Below are 26,591 nucleotides of genomic sequence, written 5' to 3'. Positions count from 1 at the left end.
CGGTCTTGCGTTTCCGACTCTATCAGATCCTCGCGGCTCCGATTTTCACCGGTGCGATCTGGCCTTTCGGCTTTCTCGCGGTTCCAACCTTACCAGATCCGTTTCCGTCTCCGGCCCCCTGTTGGAGCGGGGTCGACCGCTTCGCTTTCGCTTTTCGGCCTTTCCGACTTTAGCAGATCTTCTTTCTCGCCGAGATCGGTTCGAATTCCGTTCTGTTTCCCCGTCGGAGGGGGTTGTTCGCGCCTTTCGGCGTGATCACTACTTTAGCGGAATTCCTCGTTGACGCCTAATCAGGTCGATCGCGCCGAGGGAATCGAATTTCGGCATGCGAAATCGAGCCCCGCGAGGGTCCGTGCAGTAGTGGTGTGCCGCGAAGCGGCGGGATGGCTGCCGCAGAACCGTTCCAGCTCATCGGCAACTCGGAGAACACTACGGATCGGGCAAGGTCGTGTCAACTTGCGTCAGGCAAGGTCACTCAGGCGGCCCTCGGCATCCGGCTGGGTGTCCTCGACGCGGCGCAGCAGGCGCGTCAACACCTCACCGAGGATGCGGCGTTCGTCGCCGTCGAGGTCCTGGAGAAGCTCCTCCTCGAAGACCGTTGCCAGGCGCATCGCCTCCCGCCACTTCTCGCGGCCCTCGTGGGTCAGCTCGACGATGACGCGGACGCGGTTGGCCTCGTCGCGTTCCCGGGTGACCAGCCCCTCGTTCGCCATGCGGTCGATGCGGTGGGTCATGGCGGCCGGCGTGAGACCGAGGTGCTTGGCGAGTTCGCCGGGGCCCATCCGGTAGGGAGCGCCCGAGACGACGAGGGCCTTGAGGACCTCCCATTCCGCGTTGCTCAGGCCGAGAGTGGCGGTCTGCCGTCCGTAGGCGACGTTCATCCGCCGGTTGAGGCGCTGAAGTGCGGAGACGACCTGTTCCACCTGGGGGTCGAGGTCCTGGAACTCGCGCTGGTAGGCCGCGATCTGCGCCTCGAGGCTCGGCTCGGTGGCGTCGGGTGCCGCATCTGAGGGCTCTGGCATGCGGCGCAGTATGGCACGAAAGTCATTGGCGTTGAAGTTCTTCGTCATGTAGTCTTTAGCTTCGAACTTTAGGGTCGAAGTCTTGAGGGTGTGACTGTCCGGTCTTGGACGGAACCTCGGCGACGGCTTGGGGGGTTCCTGCTTCGTATTCGACTTTCGACCTGACCTAGGTAGGTGAGTGTGACCACCGCGATGGGCGCCGCGCTGCGCCGGATCCAGCTGGGGAACGCGCTGAGCGCGTTCGGCAACGGCTTCACGGTTCCGTATCTGTACGTCTACGTGGCGAACGTGCGGAATCTCGGTGCGAGTACGGCCGGTGTGGTGCTGGCGATGCTGGCGGTGTCCGCGCTGGTCGTGCTGCCGCTGACCGGGCGCGCCATCGACCGGCGGGGGCCGCTGCCGGTGGCCGTTGTGGGGACGTTCTCCGCTGCCGCCGGTGCGCTGGGGATCGGGCTGTCGGCGACCGAGCCGATGGTCATCGCGTCGGCGGTCGCGCTGGGTGCCGGTATAGCGGTGATCCAGCCGGCTCTCGCGACGATGATCGTGTGGTGCTCGACGACGGTGACGCGGTCGCGGGCGTTCGCGACGCAGTTCTTCCTGAACAACCTGGGGCTGGGCGTCGGCGGACTGGTCGGCGGGCAGCTGGTCGATCCGGCGCATGCGTCGAGCTTTGTGCGGCTGTTCGCCATAGAGGCCGTGATGTTCCTGGTGCTGGGAGCGGCGATCGCGACCGTACGGCTGCCGAAGGTTCCGAAGGTCGAGGACGCGGTGCCGACCGAGGAGCGGGCCAAGGGGGCCTGGCGGGCGCTGTTCGGCGACCGGCGGATGGTGTGGCTGTGCGTGCTGGGCTTTGTGCTGTTCTTCGCCTGCTACGGGCAGTTCGAGTCGGGGCTGGCGGCGTACGCCACCGAGGTCACGCGGATCGACCCGGCGACGTTGGGCATCGCGCTGGCGGCCAACACGGCGGCGATCGTGGCGGCGCAGTTCGTGGTGCTGAGGCTGGTCGAGCGGCGGCGCCGGAGCCGGGTGATGGCGCTGGTGGGGATGGTCTGGACGGTGGCGTGGATAGCCGCCGGGCTCTCGGGGCTGGTGCACGGTGCCCAGGCGGTGGCGACGACGCTGCTGATATCCACGTACGCGCTGTTCGGTGTCGGTGAGTCGATGCTGGCGCCGACGGTGGCGCCGCTGGTGGCGGATCTGGCGCCGGCCTCGCTGATCGGTCAGTACAACTCGGCGTTCGCGCTGGTCAAGCAGCTGGCGCTGGCGGTCGGTCCGGCCGTGGGAGCACTGATGGTGGGCCACGGGCTCTCTGTGGCGTACATCGCGATGCTCGTGCTGTGCTCCGTGGGGATCACCGGGCTGGCGCTGTGGCTGGGGCGGATGCTCAGCCCGGCGCAGGACCAGCCGCACCGGGCGGCGGCGGCCGTTCCCGCGCCGCGGGCCGAGGCGGAGGCCGTGGGCGCAGCCGCGTAGCTGTGACCCTGCCGCGCCCCTGCTACCCCCGCGGCAGGGCGAATTCGCACCACACCGCTTTCCCTCCTCCTGGGGTTCGGCGCGAACCCCAGGAGGAGGCGATGGTGGCGATGATGGAGATGCCGCGGCCGGCCTCGTCGGCGGGTTCGGCCCGGCGGCGGCGCGGGAGGTGGTCGTCGCCGTCGGTGACCTCGATGATCAGGCGGCGGTCCGTCCGGCGCAGCCGGAGCCGCATGGGCGGGGTGCCGTGCTGGAGGGAGTTGGCGACCAGTTCGCTGGCGGCCAGGACGCCGAGGTCGTGGAGTTCCGGGGAGAAGCGCCAGGAGGCGAGGACGCCGGACGCGAAGGCGCGGGCCCTGGGTGCGGCTTCGGTGCCGCCGTGGAGTTCGAGCGCGGCGTTGTGGAACAGCTCGGCGTCATGGCCCGTACGGGCCGGGTTCTGGATGACGAGGATGGCGACGTCGTCGTCATGGGTGGCGGTGATGCCGAGGGAGCGCAGCAGGCGGTCGCAGACGATGTCGGGGGCGCCGGTGGCGCCGGCGAAGGCGCGCTCCAGGGCCTCGACGCCGTGGTCGATGTCCTTGTCGCGGCGCTCGACGAGGCCGTCCGTATAGAGGACGGCGCTGCTGCCGGGGCCGAGCGCGACCGAGCCGGAGGTGTGCAGCCAGCCGCCGGTGCCCAGGGGCGGGCCGGTCGGTTCGGCGGCGCGCCGGACCGAGCCGTCCGGGTCGCGTACGAGCATCGGCAGATGGCCGGCCGAGGCGTAGACCAGACGGCCTTCGTTGGGGTCGTGGACGGCGTAGACGCAGGTGGCGATCTGGCTGGCGTCGATCTCGGAGGCCAGTCCGTCCAGGAGTTGCAGGACCTCGTGGGGTGGGAGGTCGAGGCGGGCGTAGGCGCGGACCGCGGTGCGGAGCTGGCCCATGACGGCGGCGGCGCGCACCCCGCGGCCCATGACGTCGCCGATGACCAGGGCCGTACGGCCGGCGCCGAGGGTGATGACGTCGTACCAGTCGCCGCCGACCGCGGCGTCCGTGCCGCCGGGCTGGTAGGTGGCGGCGACCCGCAGATCGTCGGGCTGTTCCAGTTCCTGGGGCAGGAGGGAGCGCTGGAGGGTGACCGCGGCGGCGCGCTGGAGGGCTTCGCTGGCGCGCAGCCGTTCGGCGGACTCGATCTGGTCGGTGACCTCGGCGCCGAAGACGAGGACGCCCTTGTGCGGGGCGACGCAGGCGACCTCGGGGTCGGGTGCCGGGCCGCTGGCGGCGACCTCGATGGGGGTGCAGGTGAAGGTGTAGTAGCCGTCGCGGGAGCGGTCGCCGCCGGCGCCGGCCGGGACCTTGCGGGACTTGACCGTACGCGGCCTGCCGCTGCGCAGGACCTGGTCCATCAGCCGGAGCAGGCCCAGTTCCTCAAGCTCGGGGAGGGCTTCGCGGGCGGTCCGGCCGGCCGGGCGGGGGCCGAAGACGCCGGCGTATGCGCCGTTGACGTAGGCGATGCGGTGCTCGGGGCCGTAGACGACGGCGACCAGGGCGGGGATGGTGCCGAGGATGTCGTGGACGGAGAGCGCGTCGACGGTGGGCGGTGCGGCGCCGGGGGCGGCGTCCTCGGAGGAGGGGCCTTCGGCGCGGGCGGCGGGGACGGTGCCGGGCGGTCCCGCGGACGCGTCGGTGCCGTCCGCGGGCGCGGCGGAGTGTGCCGTGGGGCCCGCGGGCGGGGTGGCCGGCGGGGTGGCGCGGTCGGACCGGGCGGCGGCGCGCCGCTGTGTGCCGGGGAGTTTGGCGCTCCAGCGCGTGAAGATCACGGAGGGGTACCTCTTACTTCGCGTCGTCGCGCGGGGTCGGGCCGTCGGTATGGGGGGACGCCCCCTGGCGTGGCGGGGAGCACTGTCGGCACCCTCTGGCGGATTGCAGCAAACGTCCAGAATCCTCGTGATTGTCACTCTTTGCAGATACGAGCCCACCCATGGTCACACGTCCAGTGTGGCCGACCGGACTGTCATCCGTCAGACGCCGGGCGCCGGAGTGGAGTTCCTCGCTCCTCCCCGGTCGTCGCACCCCGGCCGGACGTGAGGTCAATTTCCCTGGTGGGGCGGCTGGTCAGCTGGCTTCGTTGTGCCGGCCGGTGCCCGCGGCGAGTTCGAATTCGGCGCGCGGATTCTCCAGCGAGCCGAGCGAGACGATCTCGCGTTTGAACAGGCCGGCGAGGGTCCATTCGGCGAGGATCCGGGCCTTGCGGTTCAGGGTGGGCACCCGGCTCAGGTGGTAGGCGCGGTGCATCAGCCACGCCGGGTAGCCCTTCAGCTTGCGCCCGTAGACGTGGGCGACGCCCTTGTGCAGACCGAGCGAGGCCACCGAACCGACGTATTTGTGCTCGTAGTTCTTGAGCGGGCCGCCGCGCACGGCCGCCGTGAGGTTCTCGGCGAGCACCTTGGCCTGGCGGAGGGCGTGCTGGGCGTTGGGCGCGCACTCCGCCCGGGGCTCGTCGGGCGAGGCGGGCTGCGGTGCCGTCAGGTCCGGGACGGCGGCGGCGTCCCCGGCGGCCCAGGCGTGTTCGACGCCGTCCACCTGGAGCGTGGCGGTGCACTTGAGGCGCCCGCGGGCGGTCAGCGGCAGCTTGGTCGCGGCCACGATGGGGTGCGGCTTGACGCCCGCGGTCCAGACCAGGGTTCTGGTGGGGAAGCGGGAGCCGTCGCTGAGCTGCGCGATGCGGTTCTCGCAGGACTCCAGCCGGGTCTCCAGCCGTACGTCGATGTTGCGGGCGCGCAGCTCGCGGACGGCGTAGCGGCCCATTTCCGGGCCGACTTCGGGCAGGATCCGGTCGGTCGCCTCGACCAGGATCCACTTCATGTCCTCGGGCCGGACGTTGTGGTAGTAGCGGACGGCGTAGCGGGCCATGTCCTCCAGTTCGGCGAGCGCCTCCACGCCCGCGTAGCCGCCGCCGACGAAGACGAAGGTGAGCGCCGCGTCGCGGACGGCGGGGTCGCGGGTGGAGGAGGCGATGTCGAGCTGTTCGAGGACGTGGTTGCGCAGCCCGATGGCCTCCTCGACGGTCTTGAAGCCGATGCCGATGTCGGCGAGGCCGGGAACGGGAAGGGTGCGCGAGACCGATCCCGGCGCGAGGACCAGTTCGTCGTACGCCACGATCATGGCCTCGGCGCCGGCCTCCTCGGCGGCCAGGGTCGAGATGGTGGCCTTCCGCTCGGCGTGGTCGACGGCGGTGACCTCGCCGATGACGACATCGCAGTCCGGCAGGGCGCGGCGCAGGGGGACGACGACATGGCGCGGGGAGATGGAGCCGGCCGCGGCCTCGGGCAGGAACGGCTGATACGTCATGTACGGCTCGGGGTCGACGACGATGATCTCGGCGGTGTGCTGCCGCAGCTCCGGTTTGAGCGTCCGCTGCAACCGCAGGGCGGTGTACATCCCCACGTATCCGCCGCCGACAACGAGAATCCGCGCCACATCGTCCGAAGACACAGCCTTCACAGAGGTTCTCCTCGCGGTGTCGACCAGGTCCGGGGCGCCACCGATCGGGCGGCCGGCCGGCGGCGCGGTCACCATCGGGCGCTGCACCCCCGGGAAGCGCAGCACTGTTCCATGACGCACCCCCGAGACGCCTTTGTCCACAGGCCGGTCGAAAAGTATGTCCGGCGCGGGCAGCGGTGCGGAGTGGGACATTCCGGCCGACCGGCGCGAAGTACGCTGGTCAGGCGGAGATTGACGCGGAGCGGGAGGGAGCGCAATCAGGGCGGATCGGCCCCGTTGGGCCGATCGGGGGGCGCAGTGTGCGGAACGCCCCCTTCAATCTTGACGCGGGCTCAACTATGTTCGTATCTCGTTGGGGTGCACCCTCTCGTCGGGTGACTCCGACCGTCAGGGCGGGGAGTCTCCGGGGGGAGACGTCATTACCGGGGGATCACTATGCACATTCAGGGCTCTCAATGGCCGGCGGCCGTCGCTGTGACCGCTGCTTCCAACGGTGCCAACGGTGCCAACGGCAGCAGCAGTGACGGCAGCGGTTCGGGCGCGGTGACCGGCGCCAACGGCCGCAGCACGCCGCTGCGGGTGGATGCCCAGCGCAATCTGGAGCATGTACTGCGCGCGGCCCGCGAGGTGTTCGGCGAGCTGGGATACGGCGCGCCGATGGAGGACGTGGCGCGGCGCGCCCGCGTCGGTGTCGGGACGGTATACCGCCGTTTCCCGAGCAAGGACGTACTGGTCCGGCGGATAGCCGAGGAGGAGACCGCGCGGCTGACCGAGCAGGCGCGGGCCGCGCTGGGGCAGGAGGACGATCCCTGGTCGGCGCTGTCGCGGTTCCTGCGGACGTCGGTCGCCTCGGGGGCCGGGCGGCTGCTGCCGCCGGGCATCCTGCGGGTGGGCGCGAGCGAGGAGCGCGGAGCGGAGAACGGGGCGGAGACGCGGGTTCCGGACGGCGGGATCGAGGCGCGGGTGCCGCAGCAGCGGGTCGCCGGCGAGACGGTCGAGCCGCGGACGGCCGCCGTCGAGGGCGGGGCCGGCGCGGTGGAGGAGACGCCCGGCGGGCAGGCGCTGCTGGAGGTCGTCGGACGGCTGGTGGAGCGGGCCCGGGCGGCGGGTGCGCTGCGGGCCGATGTCACGGTCTCCGACGTCCTGCTGGTGATCGCCACGGGCGCGCCCGCGCTGCCCGATCCCGAGCACCAGCGGGCCGCCTCCGCGCGGCTGCTGGAAATCCTGCTGGAGGGGCTGCGATCGCGCCCGGCCGGGTGAGATCCGGCAGCCGGACCCGTCCGGAGGAACCCCGGGAACGGGGTCTCCGGGCGGGGCGGCTGCTCCCGTACGCCGCGGAGGTCCCGGGGCGTGCGGAGTTTCCCGTACACGCAGATTGCCCCGTACGAGTGAACGTCAGTGCGGTCGTCCGAGGGGCTTCCTCGGTCGGGTGGTTGCCCGGGGGGCCTCTGAAGCGTGGGCCATCGGTGTGGCACGCTTACGCGGTGTTGCGGTGCGACGGCGGGTTCGGGGGCCTCGGCGATGGGTGTTGACGGGCGGGACGGGCGGCGCGGCGACGGGAGTGCCGGCACGCCTTCCGGGCAGGTCCCCGGTCAGACCGGGCCGCTGGGGGCGACGCCCCCGGCGAGGGGCCCGGAGGGGCCCAGGCCCGGCGTGCCGCCGCAGCGGGAGCACTCCCACCGGGCGGCAGGGACCTCCGGCCGCGAGCCGGCGGGCGGGTCCGCCGACGGCCCGGACGCCGGACTGCCGCCGTCCGACGGCCAGTTGATCGCCGCCATGCGCGCCGGCGACGACAGCGCGTACGAGGAGATGTACCGCCGGCACGCCGGGGCGGTGCGGCGCTATGCGCGCAGCTGCTGCCGTGACGCGCACACCGCGGAGGATCTGACCGGCGAGGTGTTCGCGCGCACGCTGCAAGCGGTGCGGGGCGGGGCGGGGCCGGATTCGGCGGTCCGCGCCTATCTGCTGACGACCGTCCGGCGGGTCGCCGCGGCCTGGGCGAAGACCACCCGACGCGAGCAGCTGGTCGAGGACTTCGCGGTGTTCGCGGTGTCGGCGGCCGGGTCGTCGCTGGACGACGCCACGCTGGATCTCGGCGCGGATGTCCGGGCGATGCACGAGGCCGAGCAGTCGATGGCGATGCAGGCGTTCCGCAGCCTGCCGGAGCGCTATCAGACGGTGCTGTGGCACACCGCGATCGAGGACGAGTCGCCGAGCGAGGTCGCACCGCTGCTCGGGCTCACCGCGAACGCCACCGCCGTACTGGCGCATCGGGCCCGGGAGGGCCTCAAACAGGCTTATCTACAGGCGCATGTGAGCCAGTCGTTGACCGCGGGCGGCGGCTGCGCCCGGTATGCCGACCGGCTCGGCGCGTACGCCCGGGGCGGGCTGCGGATGCGGGCCGAGCGGGGGCTGCGCAAGCATCTGGAGGAGTGCGCCCGGTGCCGGATGGCGGCGCTGGAGGTCGCGGACGTCAACGAGCGGATCGGGGCGGTGCTGCCCATCGCGGTCATCGGCTGGTTCGCGGCCGGGTACGCCGTCAAGGGGGCCGCCGCCGTGGTGGGGGTCGCCGGGGCGGGTGCGGCGGCGGGGGCCGGTGCGGCTGCCGCCGCGTCCGGCGCGGGGGCCGGCTCCGGCACGGCGAACGGTGCCGGCGGCGCGGCTCTGAGCGAGGGTCTGGGCGCGCCGGTGAAGGTCGCGATCGGCGCCGGGGTCGTCGTCGCGGCGGGCGCGGCGCTGGCGTTCGCACTGGCCGGGTCCCCGCAGCCGACGCCGCACCCGCAGGCGAAGCCGCACCGGCCGGTGCCGGCCGCGCCGCGGTCGCCGTCTCCGGCGCCGTCGCACACGCCGGTGGCGCCGGTGGGCGGGGCGGCGCCCGAACCGACACCCACCCAGACACCCACCCCGACACCCAGCCCTACGCCGGCGCCGCCGAAACCGACGCCGACGCCGCCGGCCAAGCCGACACCGTCCCCCGCGCCGCCGAGGCCGACACCCACCCCGACGCCGACACCCACCCCGACGCCCACACCGACGCCGACCCCGACGCCGCCCCCGCCGTCGACGCCGTACCCACTCAACTCACTTCCGTACGACTTCACGGGCGACGGCAGCACACCGGAGGTGCGCACCTTCGAGAGCGGCTGGATGTGGAAACGGCACCGGCCGAGCATTGACGGCACGGCGTATCCGCACGGCGTGAGTGTGCACGCGTCGTCCTCGGTGGTGATCGCGCTCAACCGGCAGTGCACCGCGTATGACGCCGCGGCCGGCGTCGACGATCTCGGCCTGGGGCTGGGGGCGCTGCGCTTCTCCGTGTACGCGGACGGGGCGCGGCTGTGGCAGTCGGGGGTGGTGCGCGGCGGGCAGCCGGCGGTGCCGGTGCACGTCCCGCTGGCAGGCCGCAAGACGCTGCGGCTGGTGGTCGAGCCGGAGAGCGCCGGCGATCTGGTGGCGCTGGGGGACTGGGCGCGGTCGCAGATCAGCTGCCGGTGAGGCGGGGCCGTCGGCGGTGACGGGGTTGAGGGCGTGGCCGTGGGCGGGGCCGGGCCGCAGTCGGGGCGGACCGCTGTCGGCCCGGTTGTCACGCCGGGCGTGGGGTGGGGCGTGGGCCGAGACGTGAACTGGGCGCTGGGGGCTGGGCGCTGACCGCTGTCTCGCTTTCGCCGTCCCGGCAGGGTCGCTGACCGGGGTCCGTGACGGGTCGTAGCCGCGGTCGCGGGCCGGGTCGGGGACCCGTTCGTCGGAGTCGTGGGGCGCGTCCTCCCTTGTGTCGCAGGCCGGGTCATGCGTCGGATCCCGGGGCGCGGGCTGCGTCGGATGCGGGGGCGGGGTCGGGTGCGGGCGCCGGGGTGGGGGCGGGGTCGGATTCTGGAGCGGGGACCGCGTCGGTTTCCGGGAGGAGGGGGCCGGAGGCCAGTAGGGCGGTGGCGTCCGCCGGCGTGAGGTGTGTGCCCTCGGCGTGCAGCGTCTCGTGCGCGCCGTCGGTCGCGCCGTTCAGCTCGGCGCGCAGCGCGGCGGCCGTGCGCCGGACATCCGCCTCCTCGGGGACGGGGCGCGGCAGTTGGCCGCGCCAGGTGTCCGCCGCGCCCAGCAGCCGGGCCGCGTCGCGCGGGCGGCCCGCGCCGTGCAGCGCCGAAGCCGCGCTCTCGACGACGGCGGCGACCACGGGGCGGGGGCAGTAGCGCGTCAGGCCCGAGCTCAGCGCGTCATGGCACAGGCGCAGGGCATGCGGTGCGTCGCCCGAGGCGGTGGCGATCCGGGCGGCGAGACCGGCGAGCATGAGCGTGAACTGGGGTGGCAGGGTGCCCAGATCGCCGGCGGCCCGCGCGGCCTCGCACTCCTCGTGCGCCGCCCGGGGATCGCCGCGGAGCAGCGCCATCCGGGCGCGCAGCGCGTGGTTGCAGGCCAGCGGGTCCTGTACGTGCCACTCCGCGGCCTGCTCCTCCGCCCGTATCAGCGCCTTCTCCGTGGCCGCCAGGTCCCCGCCGGCGAAGTGGAGTTCGGCGAGCCGGGAGAGGATCCACGGGCTTTCGGTGTACGCCCCCAGCTCCTGGGTCAGCGCCAGCGCCTCCTCGTAGGCCGCACGCGCCTCCTCGTATCGCCCGCAGGTCTGGCGCACCTCGCCGGTGGCCGCGGCGGCCTGGGCGAGCAGCCAGCGGTCGCCGATCCGGCGGGCCAGCGCGGTCAGCTCCCGCCGGGCCGCCTCGGCCGGCTCCAGGCCACCGGGCAGGTCGATGGTGATGTGCGTACGGAACAGCAGGGCGACGCCCAACTCCCAGTCGCCGCCCAGCTCCCGGGTGGTGGCGACCGCGCTCTCCAGCAGGGGCAGGATCTCGGCGTATCCGCCGAGGAAGTACGCGGTGAACGGCCACAGCAGGCCGGGGAACCGGGCGCTGCCCGGATGGGGGCGGGAGTAGACGGTGAGCAGGCGGTCGACCAGCGATCTCTTCTCCGGGGCGGCGAATTCGCGGTCGAGGTCGTGGTCCTGGAGCAGGAAGAGGAGCAGCAGGCGCAGGTCCGTCTGCGCCCGGAACTCCGGATCGGTGTCGCCGAGCTCCTCCAGAGCGGGGCCGAGGGCCATGATCCGCTTGACCCAGGAGGCGCCCTCCGTACGGTAGTTGCGCAGCCACCAGAACCAGCCCATGGCGAGGGCCAGCCGCTGTGCGGTGCCGGCGTCCCGTGCGGCGAGTGCGCGGTGCAGCACCGCCCGTACGTTGTCCAGCTCGGCCTCGATGCGGGCCAGCCACGGCAGCTGGTCGGCGGAGCGGATGCGGGGGCCGGCGTCCGTGACGAAGCGCAGGTAGTGGGCGGTGTGCCGGGCGTGGGTGCGGTCGCGCTCCTCGGGGCGGGCGGCGGCCTGCTCCTTGGCGTAGGCGTGGATGGTCTCCAGCATCCTGTAGCGGGGCTCGGCGCCCCGGTGGTCGACGAGCAGCAGGGACTTGTCCACCAGGGCGCCCAGCAGGTGGAGCACACCCTGGGCTTCTCCGGCTCCCCAGGCGTGATCCGATCCCCCGACGTCATCGGCTCCCTCCTGGTCGCCGCATACCGCCTCGGCCGCGGCGAGGGTGCAGCCGCCGGCGAACGCCGACAGCCGGCGCAGCAGGGCGCGTTCGGGCGCGTCCAGCAGCTCCCAGCTCCAGTCGACGACCGCGCGCAGCGTCTGCTGGCGCGGCAGTGCGGTGCGGCTGCCGCTGGTCAGCAGCCGGAAGCGGTCGTCGAGGCGGTCGGCGATCTGGCGCGCGGACAGCAGCCGCAGCCGGGCCGCGGCCAGCTCGATGGCGAGCGGCAGCCCGTCCAGGCGGCGGCAGATCTCGTCCACCGCCGCGGTCTCGTCGGTGGCGCGGAAGTCGGGGCGGACGGCCGCGGCGCGCTCGGCGAACAGCTGGTGCGCGGGCGCCGGGCGCAGCGGCTCCAGGGGCCGTACGGTCTCACCGGGGACGCCCAGCGGCTCGCGGCTGGTGGCGAGCACGGTCATCTGCGGGCAGTGCCGCAGCAGTTGGTCGGCCAGCGCGGCGGCGGCGCCGATCACATGCTCGCAGTTGTCCAGGACGAGGAGCAGCCGGCGGTCGGCGCAGTGGTCGGCGATCCGGGCCGCCGGGTCGGGGTGCTCGCCGGCCGTACGGGGCTCCAGGGCCTGGCCGAAGACGGCGGTGTCCCGGAGCCCGAGTGCGGACAGGACGGCGCCGGGGACGGCTTCGGGGGCGTCCAGCGGGGCGAGTTCGGCGATCCAGGCGCCGTCGGGGTGGTCGGCCGCCAGGGAGGCGGCCAGCTCTTCGGCGAGGCGGGTCTTGCCGGAGCCTCCGGGGCCGGTGAGGGTGATGAGGCGGGTCCGGCGGCTCCTCAATTGCTGTCGGAGCGTGGTGAGTTCGCTCTCTCGGCCGAGGAAGGAGTTCAGACGGGGGCGGAGATTGCCGCTGCGCGCGGGTGCGCCGGGGGCGGCCGTACGGCGACGGTCCATGGGCGCCCCCTCGGACTGCCCGGCTCTCCCCAGCAACCGGGCGTGCAGGTGGCGGAGTTCGGGGCCGGGGTCGGCGCCCAGCCGGTCCGCGAGTGCCAGGCGGGTGTCCTCGTAGGCGGCCAGGGCGGCGGCGCTCTGGCCGGCGGCGTCCAGGGCGCGGATCAGCTGGGCGCGGAAGGGCTCGTCCAGGGGGTGGTCGGCGGTCAACTGCCGGAGTTCGGGGAGCAGTTCCGTGGCGCGGCCGAGGGCCAGATCCGCATCGATGCGGCGGTGCAGCGCGGTCAGCCGCAGCGCCTCCGGGCCGCGGGCCGCGCTCGCACCGTCGGGGAGATCCGCGAGGGCGGGGCCGCGCCACAGGGCGAGCCCGGCGCGCAGGGTCTCGGCAGCGGCGGCGGGGTCACCGTCCTGCAATGCCCGGGTGCCGTCGGCCACCAGCCGCGCGAAGCGGTGCAGATCGACCTCGTCCGGCGCGGCGGCCAGGCGGTACGCCCCCGGCAGCGAGGCCACGGCCTCCTTGCCCAGCGCCCGCCGCAGCCGCCCGACCAGCGCCTGCAACGCGGCCGGCGCGTCCTGGGGCGGCCCGTCCACCGCCCATACGTCGTCGATCAGTGTCGCCACGTCCACCCCCCGACCGGCCCGCAGCGCCAGCGCCGCCGTCAGCGCCCGCAGCCGCGGGCCGCCCAGCGGCACCGGTCGTCCTTCCTCGCCCAGGACCTCCGTCGTGCCCAGAATCCGAACCTTCACGCGGTCATTGTCGCGGGCCGCGGCACCTCCCCGCGCGTTGTCCACAGCCCGGATCCGCGACCGCGCCGGTTATCCACAGACCGGTCGAGTTCTCCCGAGGCACGCGAACCGGAACCCGGCGCCCCGGACCGTCACCGCGCCGAACCGGCACGACGCCACGCCCGCCCGGCCTCCGACCCGACCCGGCCCGCACCGCGGCCCCGCACCGCCCCCAGCCCGCAGCGCCCAGCCCGCGGCTCAGGCTCCGGAGAGGCGTGCCCGGGGGACCACGCCCCCCGCGACCGCCCGCTGCCGCGGCGCCTCCGCGCCGGTCCAGCACGAGCCGCGCCGGGCGAGCAGCCGCCGCAGCCACAGTTCCGTGGAGACCAGCTCGGCCAGCCCGTCCAGCGGCAGCGCGGCGCCCTCGGCCGCCGCGTGCAGCGCCTTGCGCACCACCCGCGCCTCGACCAGACCCGCGTCGGCGAGCAGCGGCGCGTCGAAGAGCTGCACCAACTGGCCGACGGCGCCGCGCAGTCCGGCTCGTACCGCGGCGGTGTGCGTGAGGTGCGAGGTGGCGCCCCAGCCCGGCGGCAGGTCCCGTACGCCGGCGCCGGCCAGCACCGAGCGCAGTACGGCCGCGCGGGCGCCGGGCTGCACCCGGAGGGTGTCCGGCAGCGCACGGCAGGCGAGCACCACCTGGTTGTCGAGGAAGGGGGCGTGCAGCCGCTGGCTGCGGACCTCGGCGGCCTGCTCAAGAACCCGGTGGTCGGTGGCCTGCCGGGCCAGCGCCGCACGGGCGCGCCGCTCCCCGGGGCGGCCGGCGGCGGGCGACCGGGTCGCCGCGTCCCCGAGGCGCCCCGCCACTTCGGCCAGCGCCTCTCCCGTGAGCCAGCGGGCGGCCGGTCCGGGCCGGCACCAGGCGAGGGCGGCCAGTGAGGCGTCGACCGCCCCGCCGGCCACCGGTTCGTCGGCGAACTGCCGCTCCATGAGGCCGCGCGCCGCCTCGGTGATCCCGGTGGCGTACGGGGTGCGGGCGAGCCGGCGGGCGGCCCGGTAGACGGTGAACGGCACCAGGACGGAGTGCGCGGACGGGCCGTCCGCCTTGGCCAGCGCGGTGACCGGGCGCAGCAGATGGCGCCGCCTGCGGTCCATGAGGAGGTCGGCGAGCCGGGCCGGGTGGGCGTCCAGGACCTGTCGCGCGCCGTTCCCGACGAAGTGGTCGGCGCTGCCGGCCAGCAGCCGCCGGCGGTGGCGGCCGGCGACGGTGAGCGAGGGGCCCGGCTCGTCCGTGAGCGGACCGTTGTCGAGGTCGGCGTACGGGAGCGCCTCTTCGCCGGCGGCGACGACGACATGGTGCAGCCGGGGATTGTCGGCGATGCTGCGGGCGCGCTCCAGTTCGGCCTCGCGGTGGGGCCGGCCGCCGTTGGTGGCGCGGTCGTTGAAGGTGACGGCCAGCAGCCGCTCGCCGTGGCCGTTGAGGGTGCCGGGCTGCCCGGGGAGGCCGGCGGCCAGAAGGGCGAGCGTTCCGGAGGCGCTGCCTCCGGACAGGTCGGCGCCGATGCCGGGAGCCGGTCCGCCGCGGGCCGCGCGCCGCTCCGCGGGGCCCATACCGGGCACCGGGCCGGGGTCCAGCCCCTCCGGCCCGTCCGGGTCGGGGGCGAAGCGGGGGCCGGCCAGCCGGGCGCGCACCGCCTCGACGAGGGCCTCACGGACGCCGTCCACGGCCTGGTCCGGGGCCAGTTGGGGCGCGGCGACGGCCAGTGAGGCGGTCGGCTCGAAGGAGGCGATCTCACTCGTGCCGGCGCGCAGCACCAGGGCGTGGCCGGGCGGGATCCGGCGGACGCCCTCGTAGGGCGTGCCGGCGCCCAGCGCCTCGGGGGCGTCCGGGCAGGCCAGCAGGGCGGCCAGATGGCCGACGTCGAGGCTGGCCTCGACGAGGTCGGCGAGCGGCAGGGCGGCGGTGGCGTACGCGGTGCCGCCGGCCCAGCGGGTGTGGAACACGGGGCGGGCGCCTGCCAGATCGCCGGTGATGGTGATCCGGCGGCCCACCTGGACGACGGCGGTGTAGCTGCCCGACCAGGCGGTGAGGTGGCGCAGCGCGCCCCCTCGGGCGGCGAACAGCCCGACCCGCAGCTGGTCGTCGGTGGCGCCGCACACCCCGAAGACGGCGAGCCGGGTCTCGGGATCGGCCTGTACGACGCGGACTTCGTAGGGCCGCCAGTCGCCGACCGCCCAGAGGGGGTCCGGGTCGCCCCAGAGGAGCTGGGCGCCAACGGGCAGGACCGTGCGGCGCTCCCCGTTGGCGGTCGCGGCACTGCTCCACCCCACCAGCCAGCGCATCGCCGCCTCCACCCGATTCCCCGTCCGCCGCAGGGCCGATGGCCGCCCCGTACAGCGGATTCCCCAGCTGTTGTGCGGTCCATGCTGCCATGACAAGGGGTTTCGGGAGGTGCCAAAGGGGCCCCGTATGCGGCCGGTTAACGGGGCGGGCCGGCGGGCGCGGCGGCGCGCCACCGGGGCGGGCGATGTCCCCAGAGGCGGGCGCGGGCCGCTGCGGCGACCCCGGGTGGCCCCCCGTGTGGCCCCCGGGGCGGGCGGCGACGTGAAAGCATCACCCATCGCTTTTCGGCCAAAGTCCGTACCGTACAACCCAGTTGGAGACCGGCCGACGCGTCGGGTGCCGCGCCGTCCGGTGCGGTGGCCGAGCGGCGACCCGGCCTCCGCGACGGTCCGGGAAGCGGGCTGCGCCTCCCGGACCGGACCGCCACCCGCGGGGAATGAGGTGGCGGTGTCCCCCAGCCCACTGGATCCAGTGCAGCGGGCCGACCCACGCAGAATTCATCGAAGCGCTCCCGCCGACGGGCAGCCAGCGCGCACGGACGGGCGCACGGGCACACGTACCCGGAGCACATGCCAATCCCCGCACCCCTGTTTGAACACGAATCTCGCCATCCGGGACACCGACTCTTAACGGTCGGGATCCGGCGAACTACTCTGGGTGGACGCATGCCCCGGGGTACCGGGGCGGCTGTCGCTGTGTCGAGGGGTGCGCATGTCCAGGGATATACGCGGGCCGAACGAAAAGCTCGGCACCGTTCTCGCCCTCGCGGGGATCAGCAATGCCGGACTGGCGCGCCGGGTCAACGACCTCGGTGCGCAACGCGGCCTGACGCTTCGCTACGACAAGACGTCGGTGGCCCGGTGGGTCTCCAAGGGCATGGTGCCCCAGGGTGCCGCGCCCCATCTGATCGCGTCCGCGATCGGCAGCAAGCTCGGGCGACCGGTGCCGCTGCACGAGATCGGGCTGGCCGACGCCGACCCGGCGCCCGAAGTGGGCCTGGCATTTCCCCGCGATGTGGGCGCCGCGGTGCGCTCCGCGACCGAGCTCTACCGCCTCGATCTGGCCGGGCGGCGGGCCGGCGGGGGCGGCATCTGGCAGAGCCTGGCCGGATCCTTCTCCGTCAGCGCGTACGCCACTCCCGCCTCCCGCTGGCTGATATCCCCGGCCGACAGCTCCGTGGCGCGGGAGGCGGCCGAGGCGCGGGACAAGGACGCCGCGGCGGCCGGCGACGCGGGGATCCCTCAGCACGTCGGCCACAGCGACGTCACCAAGCTGCGCGAGGCCGCCGAGGACGCCCGGCGCTGGGACTCCAAGTACGGTGGCGGGGACTGGCGTTCGTCCATGGTGCCGGAGTGCCTCCGGGTGGACGCGGCGCCCTTGCTCCTCGCCTCGTACAGCGACGAGGTGGGCCGCGCGCTCTTCGGGGCCACGTCCGAACTGACCCGGCTGGCAGGGTGGATGGCCTTCGACACCGGGCAGCAGGAGGCCGCCCAGCGGTACTACATCCAGGCGCTGCGGCTCGCCCGCGCCGCCGCCGATGTCCCCTTGGGCGGGTACGTCCTGGCGTCGATGTCCCTCCAGGCGACCTACCGGGGCTTCGCCGACGAGGGCGTCGACCTCGCCCAGGCCGCCCTGGAGCGCAACCGCGGTCTGGCCACGGCCCGCACCATGAGCTTCTTCCGCCTGGTCGAAGCACGGGCGCAGGCCAAGGCCGGCGAGGCGCGCGCCTGCGAGGTGGCGCTCAAGGCGTCCGAGGGGTGGCTGGAGCGCTCCCGCAGCGGCGACCCGGACCCGTCCTGGCTGGACTTCTACTCGTACGAGCGGTTCGCCGCCGACGCGGCCGAGTGCTACCGGGATCTGCGGCTCCCCCGTCAGGTGCGCCGGTTCACCGAGCAGGCGCTCTCCCGCCCCACGGAGGAGTTCGTCCGCTCGCACGGTCTGCGCCTCGTCGTGTCCGCGGTCGCCGAACTGGAGTCCGGCAATCTGGACGCGGCCTGCGCGGCGGGCACCCGCGCCGTGGAGGTCGCGGGCCGGATCTCCTCCGCCCGCACCACCGAGTACGTCCGCGATCTGCTGCACCGCCTGGAGCCGTACGGGGACGAACCCCGGGTGGTGGAACTCCGCGAGCGGGCACGGCCGTTGCTGGCGGCCCCGGCGTAACGGGCATAACGGGCGGACCGGTCGACGGCAGGACCGACGGGGGTACCGCTCGGCGCGGGGCAGAGGGGGTACCGGTCGGCGGGAGTACCGGTCGGAGAGGTGGCGGCTCAGGGACGGATTGATCGGGTGGGCGTGCGGCGGGGCGGATGGCGCGGCTGCCGGCGGGGTAGCGGTGGCGGCAGGACCGCGTTGTCAGTGCCGCCGGTCATGATGGAGTACGTCGTCGGCGATGATGCGCGGGGCCGCGGCGACGGGCAGGCCCGCGAGCATGCGGTTGGGGAGGTGCAGTGGCGGCGTACGACTGCGATGTGCTGGTGATCGGTGCCGGGATCGTGGGGCTGTCGACGGCCCATGCCCTGACGCGCGCCGTGCCCGGCATACGCGTCGTGGTGCTGGAGAAGGAGCCCGGACCGGCCCGCCATCAGACCGGACGCAACAGCGGCGTGATCCACAGCGGGATCTACTACCCGCCCGGTTCGCTCAAGGCCCGCTTCGCCCTCCAGGGGTCGGCGGAAATGGTCAAATTCTGCGCCGAACACGACATCCCCCATGAGGTCACCGGCAAGCTCATCGTCGCCACGGACCGCAGCGAGCTCCCCCGGCTGCACGGCCTCATCCAGCGCGGCCGGGAGCACGGCCTGCCGGTGCGCGAGCTGGGCCCCGCCCAGATAGCCGAGTACGAGCCCGAGGTGCGCGGACTGGCCGCCATCCATGTGGGCACGACCGGCGTCTGCGACTTCGGCGCGGTGGCCCGGCAGCTCGGCCGCCTCGCCCAGGAGGACGGCGCCCGGATCGCGTACGGCGAGGACGTCACCACCATCGCCCGCCGCCCCGGCCGGGTCGCGGTCCGTACGGCCGCCGGCACGGTCTACCGGGCCCGCGCCCTGGTCAACTGCGCCGGCCTGCACTGCGACCGCATCGCCCGGCTGGCGGGCGACGCCCCCGGGATGCGGATCGTCCCGTTCCGCGGCGAGTACTTCACGCTCGCCCCCGAGCGCGCTGCCCTCGTCCGCGGGCTGGTCTATCCGGTCCCCGACCCGGCCTTCCCGTTCCTGGGCGTCCATCTCACCCGCGGCATCGACGGCGCCGTCCACATCGGCCCGAATGCCGTCCCCGCCCTGGCCCGCGAGGGCTATGACTGGCGCACGGTCCACCCCGCCGACCTGGCCGGCACCCTCGCGTATCCGGGCGCCTGGCGGATAGCCCGCCGCCACTGGCGCTACGGCGCCGGCGAACTGCGCCGGTCGCTGTCCCGGCGCGCCTTCACGGACGCGGTCCGCCGGCTGCTCCCCGCCGCCCGGGAGGAGGACCTGCTGCCCTCCCCGGCCGGTGTCCGCGCCCAGGCCGTCCTCCCTGACGGCACCCTCGTCGACGACTTCCTCTTCGCCGAGACCCCCGGCATGATCCACGTCCTCAACGCACCGTCCCCGGCCGCCACGGCTTCCCTCCCCATCGGCCGGGAGGTGGCCCGCCGGGTGACGGGGGTCTTGCGGGGGTGAGCGGGGGCGCGGCTGGGGCGGCCGGGGGCTGGGACCGGGGGCGCGGCCAGGGTCTGCGGGGTGAGCGTTCGTCGTAGAGCGGCCGGGGACCGGGGGCGTGACCAGGATCCGCGGGGCGAGCGGTAGTCGTAGAGCGGCCGCCAGTCGTAGAGCGACCCGCAGTCGTAGAGGCGACCGGCCGGGGAAGAGGGCAGGTCCTCCCCGAGGCAGGTCCCCCCAGAGCAGGTCCTCCCCCTCGCCAGGGCGGCCCGCTTCCTTCCGGAACGTGCGCCCCGTGCGCCCTCCAGGCGCCCCCGTACAGATGCTCGTCCGCCGGCGCACCCCGGGCGCCGGCGCGCTACGGGCGCCTTCCCGCACAGCCCTCCCGTACGACCATCCCGACAGCCCTCCCGTGGAGACCTCCGGTACGGCCCTCCCCGATAGCGCTCCCGTCCCCTCCCCCGCCCCACCATCCGTAGAATCGACACACTGTGTCCGAGAACCGCACCACCCCCGAGACCACCGCCCCCGAAGCCGACGCCCTGGGCGCCGACGCCGCGGCCACCGCCGTGGCGCATGCTCACGGGCACGCCACGCACGCGGACGGCCGCGCTCCCGGAGAGCGGCCAGCCGCCCCGGCGCCTGAGGCCGGCGAGCCCCGCCCCCTCGGTGCCACCGCCGCCTCCGCCGCCGTGCCCCGGCGCGGCAAGCCGATGTTCCCGGACGGGACCGGCCCGGCGGCCGACCCCGCGGGCTCGCACCACGAGCGCCGGATCCGCTCCTTCCAGCCGCGCCGCAGCCGCGTCTCGCCCTCCCAGGCCGACGCGCTGCGCCGGCTGTGGTCCAAGTGGGGCGTGGACATCGACGGGCTCTCCCGTATCGACCTCGACGCGTTCTTCGGCGGGCTGCCGGTCGTCCTGGAGATCGGGTTCGGCATGGGGGAGGCCACCGCGCAGATGGCCGCCGCCGACCCGGGCACCGGCATTCTCGGCTGCGATGTGCACACTCCCGGCCAGGGCAATCTGCTCGGTCTCGCGGAGCGGAACGGCCTGTCCAACATCCGGGTGGCCAACGGCGACGCGATCATCCTGCTGCGCGAGATGCTGGCCCCCGGCTCGCTCGCCGGCCTGCGCGTGTACTTCCCCGACCCGTGGCCCAAGAAGCGCCACCACAAGCGCCGCCTCGTCCAGCCGGAGTTCATCGCGCTGGCGTCCACCCGGCTCGCGCCCGGCGCCCTGGTGCACTGCGCGACCGACTGGGAGCCGTACGCCGAGCAGATGCTGGAGGTGCTCTCCGCCGAGCCGACGCTGGAAAATCTGCACCCCGATTACGCGCCCCGGCCGGACTTCCGCCCGCTCACCAAGTTCGAGGGCCAGGGCCTGGACAAGGGGCATGTCGTCCACGACCTGCTCTTCCGGCGCCGCGGCTGAGGCCCGCTCGGGCCGCGGGCCGGCCGTATCATCCGGCCCCGTTACCGGCTCCCACCCCCGACCGACCGCCAACCGTCGCCTTCCCGCCATCCGCGCGTAATGCGGGCGCCCCTCGTTAGGGTCTATGGGTGTACCCGTCCCCGCCGCCGCTCCCCGAGCGCTCACCCGGCCCGTCCCCGTACACGTACGCCGAGCCCCCTCCCGGGCCCCGGCCGGGGCGACGGCCCGCGCCGTGGCACAGCAAGACCGTCCGCGCCATCGCGCTGGCCTCGCTGCTCGCGCTCTCCGGCGTGCTCATCATCGGCATCGTCCGCCGCCAGACCGGCACCGAAGGCTTTCTGGTCGGCCTCGGCCTGGCGGTCTTCCCGGTGCCGCTGCTCATCTCGGCGTTCTGCTGGCTCGACCGCATAGAGCCCGAGCCCTGGCGGAACCTGGCCTTCGCCTTCGCCTGGGGTGCCTGTGCCGCCACCCTGGTCGCGGTCCTGGCCAACGGCTTCGCCACCAACTGGCTGGCCACCAACATCGCTTCCGCGTCCCCCACCGAAGCCGAGACATGGGGCTCGACCGTCATCGCGCCGGTCATCGAGGAGGTGGTGAAAGCCGCCGCGATCCTCCTCCTCTACCGCTTCCGGCGCCGCGACTTCGACGGCATCACCGACGGCATCGTCATCGCCGGGATCACCGCCACCGGCTTCGCCTTCACCGAGAACATCCTCTATCTGGGCAGTGCGTTCGGCGAGGACCGGTCCCTGGGACACAGCGGGCTGGGCTCCCTCACGGCCGGCACCTTCTTCGTACGGATCGTGGTCTCCCCCTTCGCCCATCCCCTCTTCACGATCCTCACCGGCCTGGCGTTCGGGATAGCCGCGACCCGCTACCCCCGCCGCCGCGCCGCCCGCGCCGCGCTCGCCGTCCTCGGCCTGACCACCGCGATCCTCCTGCACTCCGTCTGGAACGCCGCCTCCAGCCTCGGCGACAGCGGCTTCCTCACCGTCTACGGCCTGTTCATCGTCCCCGTCCTCCTCGTCGTGACCTGGCTCGCCCTCTGGGCCCGCCACCAGGAACTCCTCTCCCTCCACGCCTACCTCGCCCCGTACATCACCGCCGGCTGGCTCGCCCCCGCCGAACCCACCGCCCTCGCCTCCCTCAAAACCCGCGCCCTGGCCCGCGACATCGCCCGCCGCACCCACGGCCCCACCGCCGCCCGCACCGTCACCGAATACACCGCCCTGGCCACCTCCCTCTCCTTCCACCGCCGCCGCGCCCACCTGACGGGCGCCACCCCGGACTTCGCCGCCCGCGAGCGCGACCTGCTGGACCTCCTGTGGCACTACCGCCCATGGGCCGAACCGGCCCTGATCCAGGCCCTGGCGAACCGGGAGGGAAACAAGGGGAAGGAGACGCCGAAGGTACGGAAGGCGGGGAACACGCGGAAGGGGAGGAAGGCGGGGGAGGACGGGCCGGCCGCCGCCTCACTCGTGGACGAGGCAGACCGATCGCCCGGTTGAGCGCGGAGGCTGGCCCCTTGCGCGGAGGCCGGCCCCTTGCGTGAGGGCCGGCGCACGCGGCCGGCCCAGGAGGTGCAGCGCGAAGAGCACTTGCCTCAAGTGCACTTGAAGGTTCTAGCGTTGTCGGCATGACGGTGATCGACAGCACCCCCGTGACGTCGCCCCCCGTGGACGCCTGCGTGTCCGCGGGAGCGGCGCATCCGCGACCCGACGGCCAGGACCGCTACACGATCAGCGAGGTCGCGGAGTTCACCGGGCTCAGGGCACACACCCTGCGCTGGTACGAACAGATCGGCCTGATGCCGCACGTGGAGCGCTCGCACACCGGCCAACGCCGTTTCGACAACAGGGACCTGGACTGGCTCGCCTTCGTCGGCAAACTACGGCTGACCGGCATGCCCGTCGCCGACATGGTCCGCTTCGCGGAACTGGTCCACCGAGGCGAGGCCACCTACGGCGAACGCCAGGACATCCTGGAACAGACCCGACACGAGGTCGCCACACGCATCGCCGCACTACAGGACACGCTCGCCGTACTCGACGCCAAGATCAACTTTTATGCGGGCGCCCGCCAGGCGCCGGAAAGGGCCTGAGCGCCACCATGGACAACACCACCGCACAGATCCGCAAGGTCGAACTGGGCACCGGCGGCCCCCTCGTCGGCATCCAGGGCTTCGGCGCCATGGGCATCAGCGCCGCCTATGGCCAGACGGACGACAGCGCAGCCCGCGACACCCTCGAAGCCACCGTCGAAGCCGGCGTCACCCTCATCGACACCGCCGACATGTACGGCGTCGGCGCCAACGAGGAATTCCTCGCGCCCTTCATCGCCGCACACCGCCACGACATCACCCTGGCCACCAAGTTCGGCATCGAATACCGCGCCGACGACCCGGGCTACCGGGCCATCCGCAACGACCCCGCCTACATCAAAAAGGCCGTCGAAGCGAGCCTGCGCCGCCTCGACGTCGAGGTCATCGACCTCTACTACATGCACCGCCGCGACCCCGCCATCCCCCTCGCCGACTCCATCGGCGCCATGGCCGAACTCGTCCAGGAAGGCAAGATCAAACACCTCGGCCTCAGCGAGGTCACCGGCGCCGAACTCCGCGAAGCCCACGCCATCCACCCCATCACCGCCCTCCAATCGGAATGGTCGGTCTTCAGCCGGGACGTCGAACACAGCGCAGTAGGCGCAGCCGCCGCACTCGGCGTCGCCTTCGTGCCCTACTCCCCACTCGGCCGGGGCTTCCTGACCGGCGCCTTCGCCGACGCCACCACAGAGCTCTCCGGCAACGACTTCCGGAAGTTGCTGCCGCGCTTCACCGGCGACAACGCCAAGGCGAACGCCGCCCTCCTCGCCCCCCTCCACAAGATCGCAGCCGACCACGGCGCCACCACGGCACAAATCGCCCTGGCCTGGGTGCACCACCGGGCCCGGACACACGGCCTGACCGTCGTCCCCATCCCCGGCACCCGCAAGCGCAGCCGCCTCCTCGAAAACGCCGCGGCCACCCGCATCACCCTCACCCCCCAAGAGCTGACCCTCCTGGAACCGATCGCCCACCAGGTGGCAGGCGACCGCTACGCGGACATGTCCCTCACCTCCGCAGCCCGCGAAACCCAGAACTGACCGGCGAACCACCCACCACCCCATCGCACTGCCGATGTGGACCGAGCGACGTTCACGAGCGCCCGAGCGTAGGCTCCATGGAGTCGACCTTGGCAGAGGACGGATTACGGAGGTTTCTGTGATGGCCGGTGTACCGACGAGCGTGGTCGCGGCGAGTGGGCTGGTGGCCGGTTACGGCGTCGCGCGGTGGACCAAGAAGCGGCCGTTGGGCGGGCTGGCGTTGGCGGCTGCCGGGGCCGTGGCGGCCAAGGGGTGGCAGGAGAAGGCCGGTACGAAGGCGGCGGCTGCGCTGAGCGGGGCCTACGTGGCGGCGTTTGCGGGGTCGCACCCGTTGGCCAAGAAGATCGGGGCGTGGCCTTCGGTGTTCGCGGTCGCGGGTGGCGTGGCGCTGGCGTCGTGGGCGGTGGCGGACCGACGGGGGTAGCGGCGCCCCCAGGGGCCGGGTTGTCGTGTCCGTGGTGCGGGGCGGTGATGGTTGCCGCCCCGCACCGGTGCTGTCGGCCCCGGCCCTCCCGGGTCGGGGAGCGGGCGTCAGGCCGATGCCTCGGTGAGGAGGGCCAGTTCGACGTCGGTGAGGGTGAGGTCGGCGTGGGCCAGGAGGGGCGGGAGCTGGGCGACGTTGCGGGCGCTGGCGATGGGGGCCGCGACGGTGGGCCGGGCGGCGAGCCAGGCCAGGGCGACGGTGGCGAGCTCGGCGCCGTGGGCGGCGGCGACCGTGTCGAGGGCCTGGAGGACGCGCCGGCCCCGATCGGTGGCCAGATACTCGGCGGCCTTCCCGGCGCGGGCGCTGTCGACGCTGCCGCCCGGGCGGTACTTGCCGGTCAGGAAGCCCGAGGCGAGGGCGAAATACGGGACCGCGGCAACGCCGTTGCGGGCGGCCACATCGGCGAGTTCGCCCTCGTAGGTGTCACGGGAGACCAGGTTGTAGTGCGGCTGGATCGCGACATAGCGGGCCAGGCCCTCGCGGTCCGAGAAGGCCAGCGACTCGTCCAGGCGCTGCGCGGAGATGTTGGACGCGCCGATCTCCCGGACCTTGCCGGCGCGGACGAGCTCGTCGAGGACGGTCAGGAACTCCGCCACCTCGACCGATTCGTCGTCGTAGTGGGTGTAGTAGAGGTCGATGTAGTCCGTACGGAGACGGGTCAGGGACTCGTCGACCGCGGTCTTGATCGTGGCGGCGGACAGGCCCTTGAGATCGGGGTGGGCGCCGACCTTGGTGGCGATCACGATCTCGTCGCGGTTGCCCCGGGACGCGAGCCAGTTGCCGATGACGGTCTCGGACTCGCCGCCCTTGTGGCCTGGCACCCACACCGAGTACGCGTCGGCAGTATCGATGAAGTTCCCCCCGCCGGCCACGTACGCGTCGAGCACACGGAAGGACTCCGCCTCGTCGGCGGTCCAGCCGAAGACATTGCCCCCGAGGGAGAGCGGGGAGACGGACAGCGAGCCGATGGTCTTGGGGGTGTGGGTCATACCGCGTTTCAGCGCCGGCGGGCGGGGAGTTATTCCCGCCCGCCGTCGGCCCGTCGCCGCAACGATCGCCTCGTCACCGCGACGATCACCTCGTCACCGCAACGCCTCGCCGGCGCAACGCCCCGGGGTGGCCCGGGCATTCCGCCCCCGCGCATGCCACGGGGGCGTGCGCCCGCACGTCAGACGCCGACCCCCTGATCGCGCAGCCACGGCATCGGGTCTATCGGGGCGCCGGCGTCCGGGCGCACCTCCAGGTGGAGGTGCGGGCCGGTGACATTGCCGGTGGCGCCGACGCGGGCGATCACGTCCCCCGTGGTGACCTTGCCGGAGGTCTTCACCATCGAGGACAGATGGCAGAACCAGAGCTCGGTGCCGTCGTCGAGGGTGAGGACGATGCGGTAGCCGTACGGACCGGCCCAGCCCGCCTTGGTGATGGTGCCGGAGTGAACCGCCTTGACCAGTGAGCCCGTTGGCGCCGCGAAGTCCTGTCCGGTGTGGTTCGCCGCCCAGTGGTCGCCGGCCTGCCCGAAGCTCGCGGTGAGGGTGTACGAGGAGACCGGGACGACAAAGCTCTTCGCCAGTTCGGCGAGGCGGGCGGCCTCGGCCGCCGCCTCCTTCTTGGCGGCAGCGGCCTGCTCCGCCGTCTTCTGGTGCACGGTCGCGTCCTTCGCAGCCTCCTGGATCGCCGAGTGCTCCGCGGTCTGGCGCGCTTCCCGGTCCGCGGCGCCCTGCCGGGCATCGGCCTGCTGGAGGATCCGGCTGCGCAGCGCCTCGGCCGCGTCCGCGCCCCGGGCGGCTTCGTGGTGGGTCACACCCGCTCGGGAGAGGGGGCCGGAGGTGCCGGCGGACGAGGTGGCCGGGTCCGCTCCGGGGGCGGACGGGGCGTCCGTACCGGCGGCCGACGACGCTTTCGCGCCCCCGCCGTCGGAGAGGAGCGAGCCGATGCCGGGCAGCGATGCGGCGTCCGGGAGCTTGCCGGCGAGGTCGTCGGCCATCCCGCCGAGGTCGGGCATCGAGATCGGCACCGGCGGCCGGCCCTCGGCCGTGGCCATCCCTCCGGCGCCGACCGCCGCGATGACGCCGACGCCCAGGACCGTTCCGCCGCGGGCGAGTCCGCCGCTGCGCTGCTTGGCCACCCGGTGCTTGCCGCGGACGGGGCGGACGGACTCCTCGGTGGGGTTCCACTCCTCCCAGGGGCCGTCGCCCTCGAAGTCGCCGGACACGCCGTCCTGGGCTGCGGCGAATCCCGGGGCGGTGGCGGGGTCTTCGTAGGCGCCTCGCCCGTCGCCCGCTTCGGGGAGATCAGCGGCGAAGCCATCAATGCCGTGGGCGCCGTCGCGGGGCCCCGGACCGGCGAAGTCGTAGGCGGACGGGGCGTGTGGGGCGGGCCTGTTGGACGCCACGG

General features: G+C 73.8%; 17 protein-coding genes. 10 read left to right on the top strand and 7 right to left on the bottom strand.

Annotated elements, in window-relative coordinates:
• Nucleotides 1–461: 461 nt before the first annotated feature.
• Complete coding sequence (locus tag IEZ17_RS35405) at nucleotides 462–1,022, bottom strand: MarR family winged helix-turn-helix transcriptional regulator (protein WP_189307504.1); 561 nt, start codon at nucleotides 1,020–1,022, stop codon at nucleotides 462–464.
• Nucleotides 1,023–1,202: 180 nt separating this feature from the next.
• Between IEZ17_RS35405 and IEZ17_RS35400 the strand changes: the two genes are divergently transcribed.
• On the top strand, nucleotides 1,203–2,495 hold the full coding sequence (locus IEZ17_RS35400) for an MFS transporter (RefSeq protein WP_189307510.1): 1,293 nt from the start codon (nucleotides 1,203–1,205) through the stop codon (nucleotides 2,493–2,495).
• A gap of 22 nt (nucleotides 2,496–2,517) precedes the next feature.
• Here the strand turns inward: IEZ17_RS35400 and IEZ17_RS35395 are convergent, their stop codons facing one another.
• A complete protein-coding gene (locus IEZ17_RS35395; protein ID WP_189307502.1) occupies nucleotides 2,518–4,296 on the bottom strand; it encodes an ATP-binding SpoIIE family protein phosphatase in 1,779 nt (592 codons plus the stop codon).
• Between the two features lie 295 nt (nucleotides 4,297–4,591).
• Nucleotides 4,592–5,980, bottom strand: a complete 1,389-nt coding sequence (locus IEZ17_RS35390) for an NAD(P)/FAD-dependent oxidoreductase (protein ID WP_373300042.1) — start codon at nucleotides 5,978–5,980, stop codon at nucleotides 4,592–4,594.
• A gap of 435 nt (nucleotides 5,981–6,415) precedes the next feature.
• On the opposite strand from IEZ17_RS35390, the gene IEZ17_RS35385 reads away from it, so the two are divergent.
• Both IEZ17_RS35385 and IEZ17_RS35380 read left to right on the top strand, forming a co-directional pair.
• Nucleotides 6,416–7,240, top strand: coding sequence for a TetR/AcrR family transcriptional regulator (locus IEZ17_RS35385; protein WP_189307500.1), 825 nt, complete (start codon nucleotides 6,416–6,418; stop codon nucleotides 7,238–7,240).
• 261 nt (nucleotides 7,241–7,501) lie between these two features.
• The gene (locus tag IEZ17_RS35380; protein WP_189307498.1) at nucleotides 7,502–9,475 is read left to right on the top strand and encodes a sigma-70 family RNA polymerase sigma factor; all 1,974 of its coding nucleotides are present in this window, start codon (nucleotides 7,502–7,504) and stop codon (nucleotides 9,473–9,475) included.
• A 289-nt stretch (nucleotides 9,476–9,764) separates the two neighbouring features.
• On the opposite strand, the gene IEZ17_RS35375 is transcribed toward IEZ17_RS35380, so the two are convergent.
• Complete coding sequence (locus tag IEZ17_RS35375; RefSeq protein ID WP_189307496.1) at nucleotides 9,765–13,184, bottom strand: ATP-binding protein; 3,420 nt, start codon at nucleotides 13,182–13,184, stop codon at nucleotides 9,765–9,767.
• Nucleotides 13,185–13,421: 237 nt separating this feature from the next.
• Nucleotides 13,422–15,503: an asparagine synthase-related protein gene (locus IEZ17_RS35370; RefSeq protein WP_189307494.1), complete on the bottom strand. Its 2,082-nt coding sequence runs from the start codon at nucleotides 15,501–15,503 to the stop codon at nucleotides 13,422–13,424.
• A gap of 712 nt (nucleotides 15,504–16,215) precedes the next feature.
• Between IEZ17_RS35370 and IEZ17_RS35365 the strand changes: the two genes are divergently transcribed.
• The 7 genes from IEZ17_RS35365 (at nucleotide 16,216) to IEZ17_RS35335 (ending at nucleotide 24,137) form a co-directional block, all read left to right on the top strand.
• Nucleotides 16,216–17,664 carry an NsdA family TPR-like regulatory protein gene (locus IEZ17_RS35365; RefSeq protein WP_189307492.1) on the top strand — a complete coding sequence of 483 codons (1,449 nt, stop codon included), beginning with the start codon at nucleotides 16,216–16,218 and terminating at the stop codon, nucleotides 17,662–17,664.
• A gap of 287 nt (nucleotides 17,665–17,951) precedes the next feature.
• Complete coding sequence (gene lhgD, locus IEZ17_RS35360; RefSeq protein WP_189307490.1) at nucleotides 17,952–19,163, top strand: L-2-hydroxyglutarate dehydrogenase; 1,212 nt, start codon at nucleotides 17,952–17,954, stop codon at nucleotides 19,161–19,163.
• A gap of 470 nt (nucleotides 19,164–19,633) precedes the next feature.
• Nucleotides 19,634–20,572 carry a tRNA (guanosine(46)-N7)-methyltransferase TrmB gene (gene trmB, locus IEZ17_RS35355; protein WP_189307488.1) on the top strand — a complete coding sequence of 313 codons (939 nt, stop codon included), beginning with the start codon at nucleotides 19,634–19,636 and terminating at the stop codon, nucleotides 20,570–20,572.
• 128 nt (nucleotides 20,573–20,700) lie between these two features.
• A complete protein-coding gene (locus IEZ17_RS35350) occupies nucleotides 20,701–22,080 on the top strand; it encodes a PrsW family glutamic-type intramembrane protease (protein ID WP_189307486.1) in 1,380 nt (459 codons plus the stop codon).
• Between the two features lie 128 nt (nucleotides 22,081–22,208).
• A complete protein-coding gene (locus IEZ17_RS35345; protein WP_189307484.1) occupies nucleotides 22,209–22,673 on the top strand; it encodes a MerR family transcriptional regulator in 465 nt (154 codons plus the stop codon).
• Nucleotides 22,674–22,681: 8 nt separating this feature from the next.
• Nucleotides 22,682–23,713, top strand: coding sequence for an aldo/keto reductase (locus IEZ17_RS35340; protein ID WP_189307483.1), 1,032 nt, complete (start codon nucleotides 22,682–22,684; stop codon nucleotides 23,711–23,713).
• Nucleotides 23,714–23,834: 121 nt separating this feature from the next.
• Entirely contained in the window at nucleotides 23,835–24,137 is a 303-nt protein-coding gene (locus IEZ17_RS35335) for a hypothetical protein (protein ID WP_189307481.1), read from the top strand.
• Nucleotides 24,138–24,244: 107 nt separating this feature from the next.
• Here the strand turns inward: IEZ17_RS35335 and IEZ17_RS35330 are convergent, their stop codons facing one another.
• Together IEZ17_RS35330 and IEZ17_RS35325 are read right to left on the bottom strand one after the other, a co-directional pair.
• Nucleotides 24,245–25,186 (bottom strand): aldo/keto reductase, encoded by a 942-nt coding sequence (locus IEZ17_RS35330; RefSeq protein ID WP_189307479.1) that lies wholly within the window; start codon nucleotides 25,184–25,186, stop codon nucleotides 24,245–24,247.
• A 179-nt stretch (nucleotides 25,187–25,365) separates the two neighbouring features.
• Complete coding sequence (locus IEZ17_RS35325; protein ID WP_229852955.1) at nucleotides 25,366–26,589, bottom strand: M23 family metallopeptidase; 1,224 nt, start codon at nucleotides 26,587–26,589, stop codon at nucleotides 25,366–25,368.
• Nucleotides 26,590–26,591: the final 2 nt, after the last annotated feature.

The organism is Streptomyces albospinus, from assembly GCF_014648695.1.
GTDB lineage: Bacteria > Actinomycetota > Actinomycetes > Streptomycetales > Streptomycetaceae > Streptomyces > Streptomyces albospinus.
Note: the sequence above shows the minus strand (reverse complement) of the source record. Positions and strands in the feature narration are given on the sequence as shown.

Coding starts and splice junctions, on each gene's coding strand:
- IEZ17_RS35345 (WP_189307484.1), top strand. CDS start 22,209: ATGACGGTGATCGACAGCACCCCCGTGACGTCGCCCCCCGTGGACGCC.
- IEZ17_RS35365 (WP_189307492.1), top strand. CDS start 16,216: ATGTCCAGGGATATACGCGGGCCGAACGAAAAGCTCGGCACCGTTCTC.
- IEZ17_RS35340 (WP_189307483.1), top strand. CDS start 22,682: ATGGACAACACCACCGCACAGATCCGCAAGGTCGAACTGGGCACCGGC.
- IEZ17_RS35335 (WP_189307481.1), top strand. CDS start 23,835: ATGGCCGGTGTACCGACGAGCGTGGTCGCGGCGAGTGGGCTGGTGGCC.
- IEZ17_RS35385 (WP_189307500.1), top strand. CDS start 6,416: ATGCACATTCAGGGCTCTCAATGGCCGGCGGCCGTCGCTGTGACCGCT.
- IEZ17_RS35380 (WP_189307498.1), top strand. CDS start 7,502: ATGGGTGTTGACGGGCGGGACGGGCGGCGCGGCGACGGGAGTGCCGGC.
- IEZ17_RS35330 (WP_189307479.1), bottom strand. CDS start 25,186: ATGACCCACACCCCCAAGACCATCGGCTCGCTGTCCGTCTCCCCGCTC.
- IEZ17_RS35405 (WP_189307504.1), bottom strand. CDS start 1,022: ATGCCAGAGCCCTCAGATGCGGCACCCGACGCCACCGAGCCGAGCCTC.
- IEZ17_RS35370 (WP_189307494.1), bottom strand. CDS start 15,503: ATGCGCTGGCTGGTGGGGTGGAGCAGTGCCGCGACCGCCAACGGGGAG.